Annotated in this window: 21 protein-coding genes; 11 read left to right on the forward strand and 10 right to left on the reverse strand. The window is 37.5% G+C overall.

Annotated features, from left to right (window positions below):
- Window positions 1-81 precede the first annotated feature (81 nt).
- Together ABD005_RS06260 and ABD005_RS06265 are read left to right on the forward strand one after the other, a co-directional pair.
- Entirely contained in the window at window positions 82-669 is a 588-nt protein-coding gene (locus tag ABD005_RS06260) for a phosphoheptose isomerase (protein ID WP_343816278.1), read from the forward strand.
- A gap of 4 nt (window positions 670-673) precedes the next feature.
- Window positions 674-1,315 carry a BON domain-containing protein gene (locus tag ABD005_RS06265; protein ID WP_343816281.1) on the forward strand — a complete coding sequence of 214 codons (642 nt, stop codon included), beginning with the start codon at window positions 674-676 and terminating at the stop codon, window positions 1,313-1,315.
- Window positions 1,316-1,452: 137 nt separating this feature from the next.
- Here ABD005_RS06265 and ABD005_RS06270 read toward each other — a convergent pair whose 3' ends face one another.
- From ABD005_RS06270 to rplM, 7 genes are all read right to left on the reverse strand, one after another.
- Window positions 1,453-1,944: a ClpXP protease specificity-enhancing factor gene (locus ABD005_RS06270; protein WP_215981415.1), complete on the reverse strand. Its 492-nt coding sequence runs from the start codon at window positions 1,942-1,944 to the stop codon at window positions 1,453-1,455.
- Window positions 1,944-2,585: a stringent starvation protein SspA gene (gene sspA / locus ABD005_RS06275; RefSeq protein ID WP_215981416.1), complete on the reverse strand. Its 642-nt coding sequence runs from the start codon at window positions 2,583-2,585 to the stop codon at window positions 1,944-1,946. The genes ABD005_RS06270 and sspA overlap by 1 nt, the downstream gene beginning before the upstream one ends.
- A 93-nt stretch (window positions 2,586-2,678) precedes the next feature.
- Window positions 2,679-3,443 (reverse strand): cytochrome c1, encoded by a 765-nt coding sequence (locus tag ABD005_RS06280; protein ID WP_215981417.1) that lies wholly within the window; start codon window positions 3,441-3,443, stop codon window positions 2,679-2,681.
- Window positions 3,443-4,720: a cytochrome b gene (locus ABD005_RS06285; RefSeq protein WP_343816288.1), complete on the reverse strand. Its 1,278-nt coding sequence runs from the start codon at window positions 4,718-4,720 to the stop codon at window positions 3,443-3,445. Before ABD005_RS06285 ends, ABD005_RS06280 begins: the two co-directional genes overlap by 1 nt.
- Window positions 4,720-5,310 (reverse strand): ubiquinol-cytochrome c reductase iron-sulfur subunit, encoded by a 591-nt coding sequence (petA, locus tag ABD005_RS06290; RefSeq protein ID WP_343816291.1) that lies wholly within the window; start codon window positions 5,308-5,310, stop codon window positions 4,720-4,722. The genes ABD005_RS06285 and petA overlap by 1 nt, the downstream gene beginning before the upstream one ends.
- Window positions 5,311-5,797: 487 nt before the next feature.
- A complete protein-coding gene (gene rpsI / locus ABD005_RS06295) occupies window positions 5,798-6,190 on the reverse strand; it encodes a 30S ribosomal protein S9 (protein WP_215981420.1) in 393 nt (130 codons plus the stop codon).
- A gap of 3 nt (window positions 6,191-6,193) precedes the next feature.
- Complete coding sequence (gene rplM, locus ABD005_RS06300) at window positions 6,194-6,622, reverse strand: 50S ribosomal protein L13 (RefSeq protein WP_215981421.1); 429 nt, start codon at window positions 6,620-6,622, stop codon at window positions 6,194-6,196.
- A 613-nt stretch (window positions 6,623-7,235) separates the two neighbouring features.
- Between rplM and ABD005_RS06305 the strand changes: the two genes are divergently transcribed.
- The 8 genes from ABD005_RS06305 to yacG all read left to right on the forward strand — a co-directional run bounded on the left by ABD005_RS06305 (window position 7,236) and on the right by yacG (window position 14,480).
- Window positions 7,236-7,670, forward strand: a complete 435-nt coding sequence (locus ABD005_RS06305) for a pilin (protein WP_343816295.1) — start codon at window positions 7,236-7,238, stop codon at window positions 7,668-7,670.
- A gap of 108 nt (window positions 7,671-7,778) precedes the next feature.
- Window positions 7,779-8,477, forward strand: a complete 699-nt coding sequence (locus ABD005_RS06310; RefSeq protein ID WP_343816298.1) for a hypothetical protein — start codon at window positions 7,779-7,781, stop codon at window positions 8,475-8,477.
- Window positions 8,478-8,504: 27 nt separating this feature from the next.
- Window positions 8,505-10,202: a type IV-A pilus assembly ATPase PilB gene (gene pilB, locus ABD005_RS06315; protein WP_343816301.1), complete on the forward strand. Its 1,698-nt coding sequence runs from the start codon at window positions 8,505-8,507 to the stop codon at window positions 10,200-10,202.
- Between the two features lie 127 nt (window positions 10,203-10,329).
- Window positions 10,330-11,583, forward strand: coding sequence for a type II secretion system F family protein (locus ABD005_RS06320; RefSeq protein WP_343816304.1), 1,254 nt, complete (start codon window positions 10,330-10,332; stop codon window positions 11,581-11,583).
- Window positions 11,584-11,697: 114 nt separating this feature from the next.
- A complete protein-coding gene (locus ABD005_RS06325; protein WP_343816392.1) occupies window positions 11,698-12,600 on the forward strand; it encodes a prepilin peptidase in 903 nt (300 codons plus the stop codon).
- Window positions 12,601-12,654: 54 nt separating this feature from the next.
- Window positions 12,655-13,269, forward strand: a complete 615-nt coding sequence (gene coaE, locus ABD005_RS06330) for a dephospho-CoA kinase (protein WP_343816307.1) — start codon at window positions 12,655-12,657, stop codon at window positions 13,267-13,269.
- 171 nt (window positions 13,270-13,440) lie between these two features.
- Window positions 13,441-14,187 carry a cell division protein ZapD gene (gene zapD / locus ABD005_RS06335; RefSeq protein ID WP_343816309.1) on the forward strand — a complete coding sequence of 249 codons (747 nt, stop codon included), beginning with the start codon at window positions 13,441-13,443 and terminating at the stop codon, window positions 14,185-14,187.
- Window positions 14,188-14,243: 56 nt separating this feature from the next.
- The gene (gene yacG / locus ABD005_RS06340; protein WP_215981427.1) at window positions 14,244-14,480 is read left to right on the forward strand and encodes a DNA gyrase inhibitor YacG; all 237 of its coding nucleotides are present in this window, start codon (window positions 14,244-14,246) and stop codon (window positions 14,478-14,480) included.
- A gap of 38 nt (window positions 14,481-14,518) precedes the next feature.
- Here the strand turns inward: yacG and mutT are convergent, their stop codons facing one another.
- From mutT to ABD005_RS06355, 3 genes are all read right to left on the reverse strand, one after another.
- Complete coding sequence (gene mutT / locus ABD005_RS06345) at window positions 14,519-14,926, reverse strand: 8-oxo-dGTP diphosphatase MutT (protein WP_343816313.1); 408 nt, start codon at window positions 14,924-14,926, stop codon at window positions 14,519-14,521.
- Between the two features lie 171 nt (window positions 14,927-15,097).
- Window positions 15,098-17,779 (reverse strand): preprotein translocase subunit SecA, encoded by a 2,682-nt coding sequence (gene secA / locus ABD005_RS06350; protein WP_215981429.1) that lies wholly within the window; start codon window positions 17,777-17,779, stop codon window positions 15,098-15,100.
- A gap of 111 nt (window positions 17,780-17,890) precedes the next feature.
- Window positions 17,891-18,772 carry a M23 family metallopeptidase gene (locus ABD005_RS06355; protein WP_343816317.1) on the reverse strand — a complete coding sequence of 294 codons (882 nt, stop codon included), beginning with the start codon at window positions 18,770-18,772 and terminating at the stop codon, window positions 17,891-17,893.
- Window positions 18,773-18,908: 136 nt separating this feature from the next.
- Between ABD005_RS06355 and ABD005_RS06360 the strand changes: the two genes are divergently transcribed.
- Complete coding sequence (locus ABD005_RS06360) at window positions 18,909-19,427, forward strand: DUF721 domain-containing protein (protein ID WP_343816319.1); 519 nt, start codon at window positions 18,909-18,911, stop codon at window positions 19,425-19,427.
- The last annotated feature ends 61 nt before the right edge of the window (window positions 19,428-19,488 follow it).

Below are 19,488 nucleotides of genomic sequence, written 5' to 3' on the forward strand. Positions count from 1 at the left end.
AACTAAGCAATTGACATCAAGAACTCAAAAAATAGCGCGTATAAACAATTTTAAAAATAAGTCACAAGGTATATTTTTCTTATGTTAGATCAGATCAAAGATAATTTTACTGAAAGCATTCAAACACAAATTGCCGCCAGTGAGTTATTAGCACCGTCAATGGAGCACGCAGGTATGATACTAGTGCAATGTTTGCTCGGCGGTAATAAAATAATCGCTTGTGGTAATGGCGGCTCAGCAGGACATAGTCAACATTTTTGCTCGCAATTATTAAACAAGTACGAAACCGAACGACCTAGCTTACCGGCAATTTCACTGAGTAGTGATATAGCAACCATTACCTCAATCGCCAATGACTACCAGTATGACGAGGTGTTTTCTAAACAAATTCGTGCGCTAGGCAATAATGGTGATGTTTTATTAGCGATTTCAACCAGCGGTAACTCTCGCAATGTTATTAAAGCTATTGAAAGCGCAGTATCACGAGATATGCCTATTATCGCTTTAACAGGCTTTGACGGCGGTGATATTTCGGGTTTACTGGGTGTTAATGATGTGGAAATTAGAGTCCCCTCTGCTCGTACCTCACGTATTCAAGAAGTGCATCTTGTTGTACTGCATAGTTTATGCGAAATTATTGATACCACTTTATTTCCACAATCGGAGTAAACCTATGAAGTTCTCTTTAGCTTACTTCAAAAAGCCTAATCTATCGGCTAAAAATACGCTTAAACCGCCAACTAACAAAACTTATCAGCTAGTCGGTGCCCTTACCTTAATATCACTACTCCAAGGCTGTGCGGTCGCGACAGTAACAGCCATAACTGCCGGTGCAACAATTGCTACAGACCGTCGTACTATGAGCCAACAAATTGATGATCAATTAATAGAGTTTACCGCTCATAACGACTTAGCAAAACAAAAAGAATTAAGTGAACATACTAATCTTCATGTCACTAGTGTTAACGGTACTGTATTAATTGTTGGTCAGGCGCCAAATACTTACTTAAGTAACCTTGCAGTGAAAACTGTATCTGCTGTTAATGATGTGGTTAAAATTCATAACCAAATTCGTATTAGCTCTGTCACGTCAATGACAACACAAACCAACGATATTTGGTTAACGTCAAAAGTAAAGTCAGCTTTATTTGCTAGTGATAACGTTAATGGTAAAGACATTAAAGTAGTCACCGAGAATGCAGAGGTGTTTCTGTTGGGGTTAGTGAGCAGCAAAGAGGCGGCATCGGCTATTGATATCACTCGAAATATTAGTGGCGTTAATAAGGTATTTAAAGCGTTTGAATACCTGGACTAAATATTTTCAAGAGATATGGAGCCTGATGAACTTAAGTTAAATATCTCAACATCAAGTAAAAGAAAAGCGAGACAGTGTCTCGCTTTTTTATGTTTAACAGTTGTGTTTACAATAATGAGTTAATGTTTACTGGGTCATTATTTAATGACTTTTAAACTTGCCTTGCTTTTTACTTTAGGCAAAGCACTCTTATCTCTATCATCACTGTCTGATGTAACACTACTCAACGTCGTTTTTGACTTTTCAGGCGCAGGCTCTGATGTAAGCGTTTCCTCATCTATTTCTTCATCACTTGGATGTTCAATAGGTAATGACGTACCTGCACCATTTTCTTTAGCGTAAATAGCTGCAATAGCCCCGTAAGGCACTGTCATATGTTCAAGCTTACCACCAAATCTAGCGCTAAACTCTATAGCAGTTTCACCCATAGAAATTGCGCCCACTGCTGAGCTGGCAATGTTTAACACTATTTGCCCATCTGCCACATAGTTCATCGGTACCAAAACGCCATAAACATTAACATCAACAACAATATAAGGCGTTAAATCGTTATCCGATATCCAATCATAAAAAGCGCCAACTAAATAAGGCTTATTTGAAGTCATATTGTTAATATTTGAATCACTCATTAGGCAGGGTTACCAAAACGTAATTCGCGCTCAGCTTCCGTTAATGAAGCTTGAAATGATTCACGTTCAAACAAACGTAACATGTATGTTTTAAGCTCTTTAGCGCCTTGACCTTCAAGTTCAATACCAAAGGCAGGTAAACGCCATAATAGCGGTGCTAAATAACAATCAACAAGACTATACTCTTCACTCATAAAGTACGGTGCTTCATTTAAAATTGGCGCAACACTTAATAAGCTTTCTTTTAATTCTTGGCGAGCTTTCGCAGCTTGCTCAGCAGTACCTGTATTAATAGTTTTTGCAAGGCTGTACCAGTCTTGCTCAATTCTATGCATCATTAAACGGCTGCGACCACGAGATACCGGGTAAACAGGCATTAATGGTGGGTGTGGAAAACGCTCATCTAAGTATTCAACAATAATTTTAGCTTCATATAACGCTAACTCACGATCAATTAGTGTTGGCACTGTACCGTATGGGTTTAAATCCAATAAATCTTCAGGTAAATTTCCCATTTCAACTAAGTGTATATCTACACCCACGCCTTTTTCTGCTAACACTATACGAGTTTGATGACTATACATGTCATCGGCAAGTGAGTACAAAGTCATCACAGAGCGTTTGTTTGCTGCTACGGCCATTGGGCCTCCTAAAATTCTATCTATTCAAAACTAACAAAGGGGCATTTGATAAAACTATCAAATCCCCCTACTTTTACCGACTACTTCAACAACTTAATGTACGTCTTTCCAATATTCTTTCTTAAGTAAATAAGCAATAATAAAGAAGAAGAATAAGAAAGCAATAACCCAGTAACCTAAGCTTTTACGCTCAAGTTTGTTTGGCTCACCAACATACTCTAAAAAGTTAGTTAAATCACGTACTAGGTCATCATATTCCTCAGTTGTTAGCGTGCCACCTCTTGCAGGCTCTAAATGGCTAACTTCTGCTTGCGCTTTAATGCCATTTTCAGGATCTGCGGCAATAGCTGGCTTATCAACAACCTTAACCTGTATCCCTTGAAGATCTTGCAATACATGTGGCATACCAACATCTTTAAAGGTGGTATTGTTTACACCAAATGGACGCGACTCATCTATGTAGAAAGTACGCAAATAAGTGTAAATATAATCAGGGCTTTTTAAACGGGCTATTAATGTTAAATCAGGTGGTGCAGTACCAAACCATTTAGCCGCGTCTTTCTTAGGCATAGTGTTAGTAATATGGTCACCCGATTTTTCACCAGTATACATATAGTTTTCAACACCATCCGCTTCTTCAATACCTAAATCAGTAAAAGTACGGTTATAACGTTGATACTGTAACTGGTGACAACCTAAACAATAATTAATGTAAGTTTGAAAGCCTCTTTTTAATGACTCTTTATCTGATAAATCATTATTTGCTTTATCTACTGGCACACTTGGACCAGCAGCAAAAGCTGCTGACGGTGCAAGGGCTGCAATGCTAAGTGCAAAGGCTAAGATTAATTTTTTCATTAGTGAGAAACCCTCTCTGGTACCGGCTTAGTATTCTCGTTTTTGCTGTAGAACCATAAAGCGATAAAGAAACCAAAGTAACCACACGTTGTGATTACACCAATAAGGTTAGCAATTGGTGTTGCTGGCATAGTACCTAAAATACCTAATATTATGAAACAAATAGCAAATTGAATTAAGTTAGCTAAGTGCCACTTTGAGCGGAAACGCACAGATTTAACTGTACCACGGTCAAACCAAGGTAGAGCAAATAACATACCAATTGCCGCAAACATTAGAAGCATTCCACCAAGCTTGTCAGGTACTACACGTAAAATGGTGTAGAAAGGACCAAAGTACCATACTGGCGCAATATGCTCAGGTGTTTTCAAACCATTAGCAGGTGTAAAGTTTGGCGCCTCAATAAAGTAACCACCACCTTCTGGGAAGAAGAACATTACCCAACAAAATAAAATTAAGAAGCCTGCAACACCCATAATATCTTTAACAGAGTAGTAAGGGTGGAAAGGAATAGAGTCGACGATATCATATTTCTTCGTGTAGCTCTCATGGAACTTAAATTTAGATAGCTCTTCAGGTTTAACACTACCTTTAGGCTTCTTCGTTTCTACGCCTTCTGGGTTATTTGACCCAACTTCATGAAGTGCAAGAATGTGTAAGAATACAAGTATTACTAATACCAATGGCAATGCAATAACATGTAGAGCGAAGAAACGGTTTAACGTTGCACCAGAAATAACATAGTCACCTTTGATCCACGTTGCTAAGTCTTCACCAACAATTGGAATAGCACCAAAGAGCGAAATAATAACTTGTGCGCCCCAGAACGACATATTACCCCAAGGTAATAAGTAACCCATAAATGCTTCAGCCATTAACACTAAGTAGATTAACATACCGAAAATCCACAGTAGCTCACGTGGTTTTTGGTAAGAGCCGTACATTAGGCCGCGCATCATGTGTAAGTACACAACAACGAAAAATGCTGATGCACCTGTAGAGTGCATATAACGAAGCAACCAGCCGTAATCAACATCACGCATGATGTATTCAATTGAGGCAAAAGCGCCCTCACCTGATGGTTCATAGTTCATCGTTAACCAAACACCCGTAAGGATTTGATTAACAAGTACTAGCATGGCTAAAGAGCCAAAAAAGTACCAAAAGTTAAAGTTTTTTGGTGCTGGGTATTGCCCAACATGCTTATTCCAAGCTTCTGTTACAGGCAAACGTTTGTCTACCCATCCCATTAGGTCGGTAACGAGTTTAGTCAACATTATGCCTCTCCTGGTGCAACACCAACTAACAGGGTGTCGTCGTTAATGAAAGAGTGTTCAGGAACAACAAGGTTTAACGGAGCAGGAACACCTTGGAAAACACGGCCAGCCATATCAAACTTACTACCATGACAAGGACAGAAGAAACCATCATCAACGCCTTCAACGAATTCAGCGAAATCGCCACCGTGGTGAGTTGGGGCACAACCTAAGTGAGTACAAACACCTAAAGCAACCAAGAATTCAGGCTTAATTGAACGGTAAGCATTAGTGGCGTACTCGGGTTGCTGAGCATTTTCAGAATTAGGGTCACGTAATTGGTCATCGTGTTTAGCCAAGGCATTAACAGTTTTTTCTGTTCTACGCACTACGTAAACAGGTTTACCACGCCATTCAGCACGGATTAATTGACCAGGCTGTATTTTACCTACATTAACTTCAACTGGAGCGCCCGCTGCTTTCGCACGAGCACTTGGATTCCAGGAAGCAATAAAAGGCACAGCCGCTCCGACGACGCCAACACCACCAACAACTGCAGTAGCAGCCGTTAAGAAGCGTCTGCGGCCGTTATTAACAGGCACATTGCTCATTCATACTCTCCAACTAAGACACTAATTTAAACAATTTTTTAACGCTTGAGGCTATATAATTATAATTACCAACAAGCATAGCGTTTGTTTTTATTAGATCAAATTCATACCAAGCGGTATATCGATAAAAAATTTTTCCGATCATAAAGAAAACCCCCATTTTTTACAAGGTAAAAAGGAACTTAGGCTAAGTAAAAGACGAAATAAATTGAAATAGTTTGAAATAAATCAAAACAGAAGAATATAAGTAAAAACAACACGGCTTTAATCATAATGATTAGCTTTTAAAGAAACCTTTTTAGGTACCTAGCACTCATTAATTTTTGGGTATAAAAAAGCCGACACTGAATGTCGGCTTTTTAAATGTATATTTACTAAATATTCTGCACTTAAATGAGTCGTTTAATTATAATTTTTACGATTAGGTTACTAAACTATAAAAACCAATAATGATAACAACCCAGTACAAATACCGAATATAATAAAATTAACGTTTTGAGAATTGTGGTTTCTTACGTGCTTTATGTAAGCCCACTTTCTTACGCTCAACTTTACGCGCATCACGAGTTACGAAGCCAGCGTTACGTAAAGAACTACGTAAAGTTTCATCGAATTCCATTAATGCACGAGTAATACCGTGACGGATTGCGCCAGCTTGACCAGAAATACCACCACCAACTACAGAGATGTTAAAGTCAAACTTTTCTAACATTTCAACTAACTCTAATGGTTGACGAACAACCATACGAGCAGTTTCACGACCGAAGTACACAGAAATGTCACGTTTGTTAATTGTGATTGCACCGTTACCAGCTTTCATGAACACACGAGCAGTAGAGCTCTTGCGACGACCAGTACCGTAATATTGATTATCAGCCATTGCTTAAAGCTCCAAAAGTTGTGGTTGTTGTGCAGTATGCTTGTGCTCAGCACCAGCATATACTTTTAATTTGCGGAACATCTCACGACCTAAAGGACCTTTAGGTAACATGCCTTTAACAGCAAATTCAAGAACGCGTTCTGGTGCTTTTTCAATTAGCTTTTCAAAGCTAATTTGCTTAAGGCCGCCAGGGAACTCAGTATGCGAGTAGTAAATTTTACCTTTCGCTTTGTTACCTGTTACACGTACTTTCTCAGCGTTAATTACAACGATGTAATCGCCAGTATCAACATGAGGAGTATATTCTGCTTTATGCTTTCCGCGTAAACGGCTTGCAATTTCAGTAGCGATACGACCTAAAGTTTTATCTTCGGCGTCCACTAAGAACCATTCGCGTTCAACGCTTGCTGGTTTAGCTACAAAAGTTTTCATTAAAAAACCCAATTTTAAAAGTGTTACTTAAATGACAACCTAATACCCAACTAAAGCTAGTATAAGTAATAAATCATCGGTTAAATGGACTACGCCATTGCCCCTTCGAGCATCGAGCCCAGCGCCTTTATTGATAAAGCCGACGTACATCAAGCAATAAAACAAAAGCATTTGTAACGTAGGGAGCGCGGATTATACAGAAACACTTTAAAAAAATCACGCACATTTTTTAATCTTTTGCATTTTATAGCTATATTAATAATGACTCTTAACTATAACGCTATTTATAGCAGATATAAGTTTCTTAAATTTAATTAAAATAAGGTACACAGGTAACTGTAATTACCCACATTTATAAATAGCAAGGCAATACCAAACAAAAAGGTAACAAGTTATGTTTATTAGCTCATAAAACAAAATCAGGGCACAGATCAATGTTTCTCACAATAATTAAAAATTTAAGTTAACTTATAGATAATAATGAGTTATAAAAGAAATCATTGCTGGTATGCCAGCATATAAAGTAAAATAATTTGTGAAAAAGTTTTACATTTGTAGAATTTTATCGCAGTATGAATTTAGTCCCCGTAGATAATTAAATGGAAATATAACTATGAAAAACTTACAACAAGTAAAAAGCAATGCACAAAAGGGTTTCACCCTAATTGAATTAATGATTGTTGTTGCAATCATCGGTATTTTGGCGGCGGTAGCATTACCTGCTTACAATACATACACTGAAAAATCGCGATATAGTGAAGTTACTTTAGCTGTAGGTTCAGTAAGATCAGCTATTGATATTTGCTTCCAAACACGTGGTGATTATGATTTAGCAAATTGTGATACATATGCAAAAATAGGGGCAGTACAAGCTGGTGTCGAAGCTGGTGCTGAGGTAGCATCTGTAAATATTGCTGCTACAACAGCTGTTATAACAGGTGAAGGTAATGATGCTGGTTCTTCAACCTACATATTTACCCCAACAGCTGCTAATAATACGCTATCTTGGGCACAAACTGGTACGTGTATAGAAAATGGTGTATGTTAATTAGTATTTTATAAATACTAGAAATACTAGCTATTATATTAAGAAGCTCCTATCTATAGGAGCTTTTTTCGTTATAAATAACAATAATACACAAATCTAAAAACAAACATGAATAAAGTCAAAGCTAAATATTTCTATTGGCATTTAGCCATCAGCACACTAATAGTAAGCTCTATTAGTTTAGTTAGCATATATATTTGGTTTCCAAAACCATTCTTAATATTAGACGGTACTTGGTTTGCAATACTAACATTGGCTGTTGTTGATATTGTTTTAGGACCACTAATAACATTTGTATTAATAAATACAAAAAAAAGTAAATTAGAACGTACCTTTGATATGTTAGTTATTATCTCAATGCAAGGCACAGCCTTAACATACGGGCTAAATCAAATATATAATGAACGACCTTTTGCTATTATTTATGCAAATAGCATGTTTCACCAAATTCCAGTTAAAGAAATAAATGAAAATTACCTCAACACTAAACTGCCTCTACCTACATATAACTTCATTTATTATGGTATGGTTAATGAAACAAGTCATGATTTAGACTTAACTTATTTGCCTTTATTATATTCGGCTAACAATTATCAAAAACTAACAAGTAAAATATTGCAAGATGATAACTTTGATTATGATAACCTGCCTAATTCAATTAAAAAAAAATATACGAAAAGCCACCATTTTAAAGTACTTGCTGGTAAAAACCGTATAGGTGTTGTAGTTTTGAATCATAGCTTAACAATTATTGATATTGTTCCAATCGACGATAGAAACCAATATGCTAAAATGTCGTTGTTTTAGTTACTCAGAAGCGAGATAAAGTAAAAAATGAAAGGAAGTCACCAACAATCAAGCGTTTTATCTGCACTTGCTAAACAAAACCTCATCCCCCCTGAGCTATTTGATGAAATATCAGATGATTTTAAAAATAAAAACGTCCCTTTTATTCGTTATTTAATTGATGATAGAAGCCTTGATGGCATTAAAATCGCAAAAGTGCTCTCTAAAAGTTTTGGCTACCCGCAAATTCAACTGAACAATTTTGATACCAGTTTAATGCCTGAGGGGGTTCGTAACGAAAAACTGATATTAAAACATAACGCCCTACCATTGTATTTACGCGGCAAAGTGCTATTTGTTGCAATGTCAGACCCGACAAACTTAAACGCATTAGAAGAGATTCAATTTAATACGGGATATAGTACCGAGCTTATATTATGTGATGAGAAAAGTTTACAAAGCTGTATTGAAAAAGTACTTGAAGATGAAAGCAGTGCTCTAGATATAAGTGATATAGACTCTGATGAACTTGCCGGCATTGATGTTGAAGAAACTAAAAAAGATGACAATAATGGCACCGATGAAGATGCTCCCATTGTTGTTTTTATTAATAAAATATTACTTGATGCAATAAAGAAAGGCGCCTCGGATTTACACTTTGAACCTTATGAAAAGTCTTTCCGTATCCGTTTTCGTATTGATGGCATTTTAGCGGAAATAGCCCGTCCACCAGTCAGTTTAGCCGCTCGTATGGCGGCTCGCTTAAAAGTAATGTCAAAACTCGATATTGCAGAGCGTCGTGTGCCGCAAGATGGTCGAATAAAACTAGCACTTTCCCAGAAAAAATCAATTGATTTTCGTGTCAGTACGCTGCCTACGATGTGGGGCGAAAAAATAGTAATGCGTATTCTTGATTCGTCCAGTGCTATGCTAGGTATTGATATGCTTGGCTATGAGCCAGAGCAAAAACAAATCTATATGGATGCATTAGAGCAGCCGCAAGGAATGATTTTAGTAACGGGCCCAACCGGCTCAGGTAAAACCGTTTCTTTATATACCGGCTTAAATATTCTTAATACTCAAGAACGAAATATCTCCACAGCAGAAGATCCAGTTGAAATCAACCTAGAAGGTATTAATCAGGTTCAAATTAATAATCGCGCTGGTTTAACCTTCCCTGGGGCATTACGCTCTTTTTTACGTCAAGATCCTGATATTGTAATGGTTGGTGAAATTCGAGACTTAGAAACCGCTGAGATTTCAATTAAAGCCGCACAAACCGGTCACTTGGTATTATCGACCTTACATACCAATTCTGCCGCAGAAACCCTAACCCGTTTATTAAATATGGGGGTGCCTTCATATAACGTTGCTAGCTCAGTTTCAATTATTATCGCACAACGCCTTGCCAGACGCTTATGTCCGCAATGTAAAGAAGAAGAAGTATTATCAGAAACACAATTAGCAGAGCAAGGATTTCCTGCCGATAAGCTAGCTGAAATCACCTTATATAAAGCGGTAGGTTGTACTCACTGCACCGGTGGCTATAAAGGCCGTGTTGGCATTTATGAAGTTATTAAAATCAGTCCTCAAATCGCCTCAATTATCATGGAAGGTGGTAACTCACTTGATATTGCAACCCAATGTCAAAAAGAAGGTTACAATAACTTACGTCAATCTGGTTTGCAAAAAGCCATGAATGGTATGACGAGCTTAGCGGAAATTAATCGCGTGACTAGTAGTTAATATTAGTTTAAGTTATTGTACATTAAGTATAAAAGCTACACTTACCTTATATCATCATTACTCGTATATACAGTCTTAGCTTTTATTAATTACATTTTATATTTGCTAGTTATAGCTAGGTATCACTATGGCAATCTCAACAACAAAAAAAAACAAAGCAGTAGAGAAGGTAAAAGAGCAAGATATTTTTATTTGGCACGGTGTGAACCGTAAAGGTAAAAAAATAAATGGTGAATTACCTGCCAATAATATTATTGAACTAAAAGCACAACTACGCAAACAAGGTATTACCCCTAGCAGGGTTAAGAAGAAACCTAAAGCCTTATTTGGCTTGGGGGGCGATAAAGCAATTACTCCTGCCGATATCGCTGTAATTACGCGTCAAATAGCCACTATGCTTGGCGCAGGGGTACCTCTTGTACAAACCATTGATATGATTGGTAAAGGTCATGACAACGGAAAAATGCGAAAGCTTTTAGGGGAAATAGGTCATAAACTTTCTTCAGGTATTCCCTTGTCAGACTGCTTACGGGAGCATCCATTATTTTTTGATGATCTATATTGCGATTTAGTTGCCTCTGGTGAGCAATCAGGTGCCCTAGAAACCATTTATGCTCGTATCGCAACCTATAAAGAAAAAGCAGAAGCCCTTAAAAGTAAAATAAAAAAAGCACTAACTTACCCTATTGCCGTACTTGTAATCGCTTTCATTGTTACCGCAATATTACTGATTTTTGTGGTACCTGTTTTTCAAGAGATTTTTGCTGGCTTTGGCGCTGAACTCCCCGGCTTTACCTTACTAGTAATATCAATATCCGAATTTATGCAAGCTTACTGGTATATGGGGTTAGGAGTATTATTTGCTTTTTCTTATTTATTTAAACGTGCACATCGCAATAGTCAAAGCTTACGCGATAAAGTCGATAAAAATATTTTAAAGCTGCCGGTAATTGGTGATCTGTTAGAAAAAGCAGCTGTTGCACGTTATGCTCGTACACTATCAACAACCTTTGCGGCAGGTGTCCCCTTAATAGATGCGTTAGCTTCTGCCGCCGGTGCATCAGGTAATGCTGTATTTCGCGATGCTATTTTAGAGGTTCGCACCGAAGTATCTTCAGGTATGCAAATGAACTTAGCGATGCGTAATTGTAAAATATTTCCTGATATGGTTATTCAAATGGTCGCTATTGGTGAAGAGTCTGGCGCTGTAGATGACATGCTTTCTAAAGTAGCTGTAGTATACGAGCAGCAAGTAGATGATGCGGTAGATGGTTTAACGGCACTATTGGAGCCGATGATAATGGCCGTTTTAGGGGTAGTTATTGGTGGTCTTATCATTGCTATGTACTTACCTATTTTCCAAATTGGTATGGTTGTGTAAAGCAATTAACTAAACTATTAATAAAGTTTAAGGTCTCGGTATATAAACTATTTCCGAGACCTTAATTGACACTATCCTCATATTCAAACCACTTAGGAACTCAACTTGTTCAATATCAGCTTTATTTCAACCTTAACAGATAACATTTACCACTTATTTCAAACAGTACCTAGCTTCTTCTACTTGTCCGTTTCGCTTATATCACTGTCAGTAGGAAGTTTTTTAAATGTAGTTATTTATCGTTTACCTAAAATGATGGAATACACTTGGTACCAAGAGTGTCGGGAGTTTTTAGCTGATGAGGTAAAAGATGTTAAAGCAAAAAAGTTAGAAAAAGTTACCTTATCAACTCCCGTTTCAACTTGTCCGCATTGTCAGCATAAAATTCGTTTTTATGAAAATATTCCGTTAGTTAGTTGGTTAACATTACGTGGAAAATGCAGCCAGTGTAAACAAAGTATTTCTAGTCGTTACCCATTGGTAGAGCTATCAACAGCATTGTTAAGCCTCGTTGTCGCTGCACATTATGGGCCAAGTATAGAGGCCTTATATGTTCTACTGCTCACTTGGGGATTAGTCGCACTAACTATGATTGATTTTGATCATATGTTATTGCCTGATCAAATTACTCTACCGTTACTTTGGTTTGGGTTATTAATCAATATTAATGGTACTTTTGTCCCGTTAACCGATGCTGTTATAGGTGCTGCTGCTGGTTATATGAGCTTATTTTGTGTTTTCTGGTTATTTAAATTACTCACCGGCAAAGAAGGCATGGGCTTTGGCGATTTCAAGTTGCTTGCTGTTTTTGGTGCATGGGCTGGCTGGCAATTATTACCCATATTAATTTTAATGGCTTCAGTTGTTGGCGCTATTATCGGTATTGCGTTAATGCTCTTTAAAAACCACCAAAAAGATCAAGGGATCCCTTTCGGGCCTTATTTAGCTATTGCTGGTTGGATCACCCTGTTATGGGGCAATAATTTATGGTCATGGTATTTAGCAACATTACTATAATCTCTAATCTAGCCTCTAATTTAATCTCTTAATCTAAAAGATAAGAAGCAAAGCATGTCAGAGTTTATTATCGGATTAACTGGCGGTATTGGTAGCGGTAAAAGCACCGTAACAGCAATGTTTGAAGCCTTAGGTATCGATATTATTGATGCCGATATAATTGCTCGAACAGTAGTTCAACCTAACAGTGCGGCATTGCATGCAATTGCTGAGCACTTTGGTGATAGTTATATTAATGCTGATGGTCAATTAAACCGCGCTTTATTACGTACTCGAATATTTAGCAATACCAATGACAAAGAGTGGCTTAATAATTTACTGCACCCAATAATTAGAGCTGAACTAGTACAACAAACAGCTGCAGCAAACTCCCCTTATTGTATTTTAGTGGCACCTTTACTTATTGAAAATAACCTAATGTCACTCATTGATAGACTACTAGTGGTTGATGTTAGTGAGGCAACTCAAATTAAGCGCACTCTATTACGTGATACCAGTAATACTGATGAAATTAAAGCGATTATCGCCAGCCAAACGAGTAGAGAGCATAGACTCTCATTAGCCGATGACATTATTTGCAATGATGTAAATAATACTGAAAATAATGTAAGCAATCTACTTTTGGATAATGTTCACCAGCTTCACCGTAAATACCTTAGCTTAGCGTGACTTAACTTATTAACTTAGCCTAAGCAAAATAACAGTCTTTATTAAGTCACATCGCCTCAAAATACTATTGAAATCAAGCTAATTTTAAGTAAAATTGCTAAATAATTCGCCATTTAGCTTGGGTAGAGGTAGTATATCTTTACCTTTTTTGCAATTAGACTTTAGCTTTGTATGTCAACGGTTTTATATGAACACCCGCTCAATGAGCGTATTCGTAATTATTTAAAGCTTGAGCAGCTTTTTGCCCAGGCAAACCGTTGTATTGAAGGTGATCTACAAATAAGCAATCAAGTATTTTTTAACAGCTTATTTGCCATTATCGATACGCTTGAGCGTTGTGATATTCGTGGCGACCTTATTAAAGACATGGAAAAACTTGAGCAGAACTTAGTTATTTGGTCTAAATCTCCAGATATTGACACTAGCGCTCTAGAAGATAACTTATCTGAAACAGTAAAGTTAATAAGCCGTTTACGCTCTAATAAGCCAACATGGTATCAACTCAAAGACAATAAGTTTCTTGCCGGTTTAAAGCAGCGTTTTGCTATTCAAGGTGGTAGTTCAAGTTTTGATTTGCCTCAGTTAACCTTTTGGCTTAACCAACCGCACCATATAATACAGCAAGAAGTCGTAGGCTGGATAACCTTACTCAATGACGTAAATCAAGCACTAAAGCTAGTATTACGTTTTATTCGCCAACGCGCAGAATTTGAAACCATTAATACCGATAGTGGCTTCTACCAAGATAATGGCGAAGGTCTATTATTATTGCGTATAAAATTAGCCCAAAACTTACAATATTATCCCACCGTCAGTGGCAATAAATTCCGTTACTCTATTCGTTTTATGCTACCTTGCCAGCATACGGGTAGACGGTATTCAAATCAGGCTACTGAATTTCAACTTGCTCGCTGTTAGCACATCCTCTTTCGGTGTATAATCCTTTCTACCATTAATAATAGCACCTTGCCCTTATGACTCTTGAAGTATCATGTCCTCACTGTAAAGCTAAAGTAGCGTGGCTACCTAGCAATGAATTTCGTCCTTTTTGCTCAAAACGATGTCAGCTTATTGATTTAGGTGAATGGGCAGAAGAAGGGCATAAAATTAGCCAACCCATACAGATGGACAGTGCGATAAGCGAAGAAATGCTAGATGCCTTAGAAGATGAGTTTTTACTGCATAATAAATTTTTTGTTGAGCCAGAATAAGCGACTAAGGCACATTATTAAACTATTGTAACCTGAGTTCAGGTTAGCGTATCAAGTAGCTCAATAATAGTCTGATTAGCCGCAGGAAAATCTAGCGTTTTTAATGAGGGTAAAGAAAACCACCCTTGTAGCTGCCCTTCTTGCGCAGTCGGCTCATGTAAGAAGTTTTCTACGATAAAAACCTCTAACGACACACACTTATCACCGTAGTCGTGCGTTATTACCGTTAAGGGTTGACCAGACAGCACCTCAATACCAACTTCCTCGTTAAGTTCTCTAGCAAGCGCTTGAGCTACAGTTTCGCCGTCTTCGACCTTACCCCCTGGGAATTCCCATTTCCCCCCCTGATGGACATGCTCTGCGCGTTTAGTTAGAAAAAACTCCCGCTGATTATTATCATCTACTCGGGTGATAACTCCAACAGCAACCTGAACAAGTTGACTCATAGCTTGCGTACTCCTCTTTCGCTTACTCGATATGAACGTTTCGTTTTATATCGATGTTACTAAACCTATGTATTAGGGGCTTTTGATGACAAAACAAAAAAATACCAGTCATTGACTGGTATTTTATAAACAATTCGATTTAAATACTTTTTAAGTAGTCATAATGACTAGTTAAGAGAGTTTTCCATGACATTGCTTGTATTTCTTACCTGAGCCACACGGACATGGATCATTACGTCCTACCCTTGGCATTTGCGATGCAGCGCTTTCATTTTGCGTTGATTCATGCTGAAAGTCTTTAGCAACTTCCTCCGACTTTCTGTGTTGCTCTTCTACCGCTTCAACATCAGACTCTGCACGGATTTGTACTTTTGATAAAATACCAACAACATCATATTTTAGGTTATCTAACATTTCTGTAAATAACTCAAAAGACTCACGTTTATACTCTTGCTTAGGGTTTTTCTGTGCGTGAGCACGTAAGCCAATACCTTGTCGCAAGTGATCCATTGCCGATAAATGCTCTTTCCAATGCGAGTCTAAGCTTTGTAACATCACGGCTTTTTCAAACTGACGTAATACATCAGCGCCGACAGCTTCTTCTTTATCTTTATATTCTTGCTCAAATGCCGCAATAATTTTTTCACGTAAATTTTCTTCGTGTAAGGTATTATCTTCTTCTAACCATTTTGTAATTGGTAAGTCAGTTGAGAATTCACCTTTAAGCTGCTCTTCTAACCCAGGAATGTCCCACATTTCTTCGAGAGATTGCGCTGGAATATGTTGAGCAATAACGTTATTGATTACATCACTACGAATTGCTGCAACGACTTCATTAATTTCAGCTTCATCAAGTAGTTCATTACGTTGTTCATAAATAACACCACGTTGATCATTAGCAACATCATCATACTCAAGCAATTGCTTACGCATATCAAAGTTACGACCTTCAACCTTACGTTGCGCATTTTCAATACTGCGAGTTACCCAAGGATGTTCAATAGCTTCACCACGCTCCATACCTAACTTACGCATCATATTTGAAATACGCTCTGAGGCAAAAATGCGCATCAATGAATCTTCCATTGATAAATAGAATCGTGTTGAACCTTTATCACCTTGACGACCAGCACGACCACGTAATTGGTTATCAATACGACGAGATTCATGACGCTCTGTGGCAATAATATGTAAACCACCTAAGTCTAACACGCGTTGGTGATCAGCTTGCCATTGCGCTTTCGCTTTTTCTATTTGCTCTTCCGTTGGGTTATTGAGTCGCTCAATAATACTATTTAGGTTGCCGCCTAATACAATATCGGTACCACGACCTGCCATATTGGTAGCAATTGTTACAGCACCTTCGCGACCAGCATCAGCAACAATTTCTGCTTCTTGTTGGTGAAACTTAGCATTCAATACTTTATGCTTAATTTTTTCTTTTTTCAGTAAGTTAGATAAAAACTCTGATGTTTCAATACTAATGGTACCAACTAATGTTGGCTGACCGCGCTCAACACAGTCTTTAATATCAGCAAGAATTGCTTCAAATTTTTCTTCTTCACTTAAGTAAATTAAATCGGCTCTATCATCACGTACCATAGGCTGATTGGTTGGAATTAACACAGTTTCTAAACCATAAATGTGTTGAAATTCAAAAGCTTCGGTATCAGCAGTACCTGTCATACCTGACAGTTTTTCATAAATTCTAAAGTAGTTTTGGAAAGTGATTGATGCAAGGGTTTGGTTTTCATTTTGAATGTTAACCCCTTCTTTTGCTTCAACCGCTTGGTGTAAGCCTTCTGACCAACGACGCCCTTCCATTGTACGACCAGTATGTTCATCAACAATAACAATTTCGCCGTCTTTTACAATATAATCAATGTCTTTTTGGAAAAGCTTATGAGCACGAAGGGCTGCCATTACGTGATGTAACAGCGTAATGTTAGCGGCAGAGAATAAAGTATCACCCTCTTGCATCAAACCTTTTTCAACCATGATCTCTTCAATATGAATTTGACCACGTTCCGTTAAGTAAATTTGTTTCGCTTTTTCATCAATAGTGAAGTCACCAGTACTCTCTTCACCCTCTTTGTCTTCTTCATCTTGCTGTTCAAGTGTTGGAACAATAAGGTTGATGCTTTTATATAACGCAGAGCTATCTTCTGCTTGTCCTGAAATAATTAACGGCGTACGCGCTTCATCAATTAAAATAGAGTCAACTTCATCAATAATTGCGAAGTTTAATGGTTTTTGCGTGCGCTCTTGTGCAGAGAACACCATATTGTCACGTAGGTAATCAAAGCCAAATTCGTTGTTGGTACCGTAAGTAATGTCAGACTGATATGCTGCTTGCTTTTCTTGTGTCGATAAACCAGCAATATTACAACCTACCGTCATACCTAAAAATTCAAATAATGGTCGACTCCAGTCTGCATCACGCGTTGCTAAGTAATCATTTACGGTAATAACATGTACGCCTTTACCCGTTAACGCATTCAAATACGAAGGTAGTGTTGCGGTGAGTGTTTTACCTTCACCAGTACGCATTTCGGCAATTTTACCGTCATTTAAAACCATACCACCAATCATTTGTACGTCAAAGTGGCGCATACCAAAGACACGCTTACTTGCTTCACGCACAACAGCAAATGCTTCAGGAAGCAACTCATCAAGTGATTGACCTTCTTGAAAACGAGTTTGAAATTCAGCTGTTTTCGCTTTTAACTCTTCATCACTTAGTGCTTCAATTACTGGCTCTAGTGCATTTATCTTATTTACTTCTTTACCTATTTTTTTCAGTAATCTATCGTTACGACTACCAAATATTTTTGTTAATAAATTTACAAACATCTTCTTTAAACCATTAATTGAAAATTATTTCATAGCAATAATTGCTACAGCTGTTGATATTACTTAAATACGCCTATGTACTGACTTAACTACTGAGATTGTTGTTCTTATTTACTTTTTCGCTTTACGATAAACAAATTTCAACGGGTCTATCTGCGTGTTGTTACGTAAAATTTCATAATGAACATGAGGCCCGGTTGAGCGACCTGTACTTCCCATACGTGCAATGGTTTGCCCTTTCTCAACAACATCACCAACGGCAACCACAATAGTTTTATTGTGCCCGTAACGTGTTTTAAGGCCATCGCCATGGTTAATTTCAACGAGTTCACCGTAACCGTAGCGTTTACCTACCCAAGTTACGATACCAGAAGCGGTAGCGATAATAGCTGCATCTTCCTTACCAGCAAAATCAATGCCCTTATGCATAGTCGCCTTACCGTTGAATGGGTCTTTACGAACTCCATAATAAGACGATAACCAACCTTTTGATATAGGTCGACCAGATAAGTAACGATTATTTTCTATATGGTGACCAAAAACCAAAGATTCAAGCATGTGTAGCTGTTTTTCTTCATGTTTTATTTCTGACTCAAACAAACTTATCTCGTTTAGCAGTTGCTCAACAGATTTTGAAGGTATTTTTTCACTTTGAATTGATGGGCCACCAGCGGGTGGCAGCTCTGAAAAATTAAATTCTTTTTCGGGTATATCTGCATCTGCGGCTAGACGTTCACCCAAAGCATTAAGGCGCAAAACCTGGCTTTGTAATTCAGCTAACTTAATGGTTAATGCGGTTAATTGTTCATTGTTTGGTTTAGCAACACTCGTTAAGTTTTCTTTTTCATGAGCTTTTGTTATTTGGTATTGACCAAGATCGGTTTGGTTAATATCGGTATGCTTATTCCCTGAAATAATTAAATGAATAATTGTTCCTGACAATAAACCGAAGCATAGAAGTGCAGTTAACCAACGCAACTTATTTAGTTGCATTGAAAATCTTACGTTCTTTCCTCGGTACAGTAATGTTAAACTCATATCATCTTAATTCTGTTAGTTTGCTTTATCGGTTAACTATTTTGTTGGCTTACACGCACTTTATATAACACATTATAAATTAAAGACTTTTATGGCAAGAAAACCCAAAGCTCCTATCAATATGTCATCGTTGCTAAAATCAACGACAGGCACTTTGGCACAAATTCAAGAAAAAACCAACTCTTTGACTATTTTGGCCAACATTGTAAGGCATATATGTCCTGATTTACCAGCGGATGCTTGGCATATTGCTAACTCTCGTGACGACATACTTATTGTTGATGTTAAGTCGCCCGCTTGGGGGCAGCGTTTACAGTTTGAACGCAACAATATTTGTAATGCTCTTATAGAGCAAACCCATGGACAATTTCAACGTATTGAAATAAAAATTAATCCCCAAAGTTTCCGTCAAAGTCGGACTAACTTGTTTGATAAAAAACCTCAAAACACTATATCACAAACAAGTAAGTCATCCGACGAGAATAATATCAACACAGTAAATAATGTAATAACCGCGCAGCAATTTTTAGAGGTTGCTAAAAAAGCACCAAAAGGGCTGAAAGAAAAATTAGAAAAACTTGCGAAAGTTGCGGGAAGTAAACACATATAAAGCACGCTTATTAACTCGTATTTTATAGCTTGGTAAAGATAATAGTATTGTTAACAAGTTA

This window comes from Colwellia asteriadis (genome assembly GCF_039523295.1).
Lineage (GTDB): Bacteria > Pseudomonadota > Gammaproteobacteria > Enterobacterales > Alteromonadaceae > Colwellia > Colwellia asteriadis.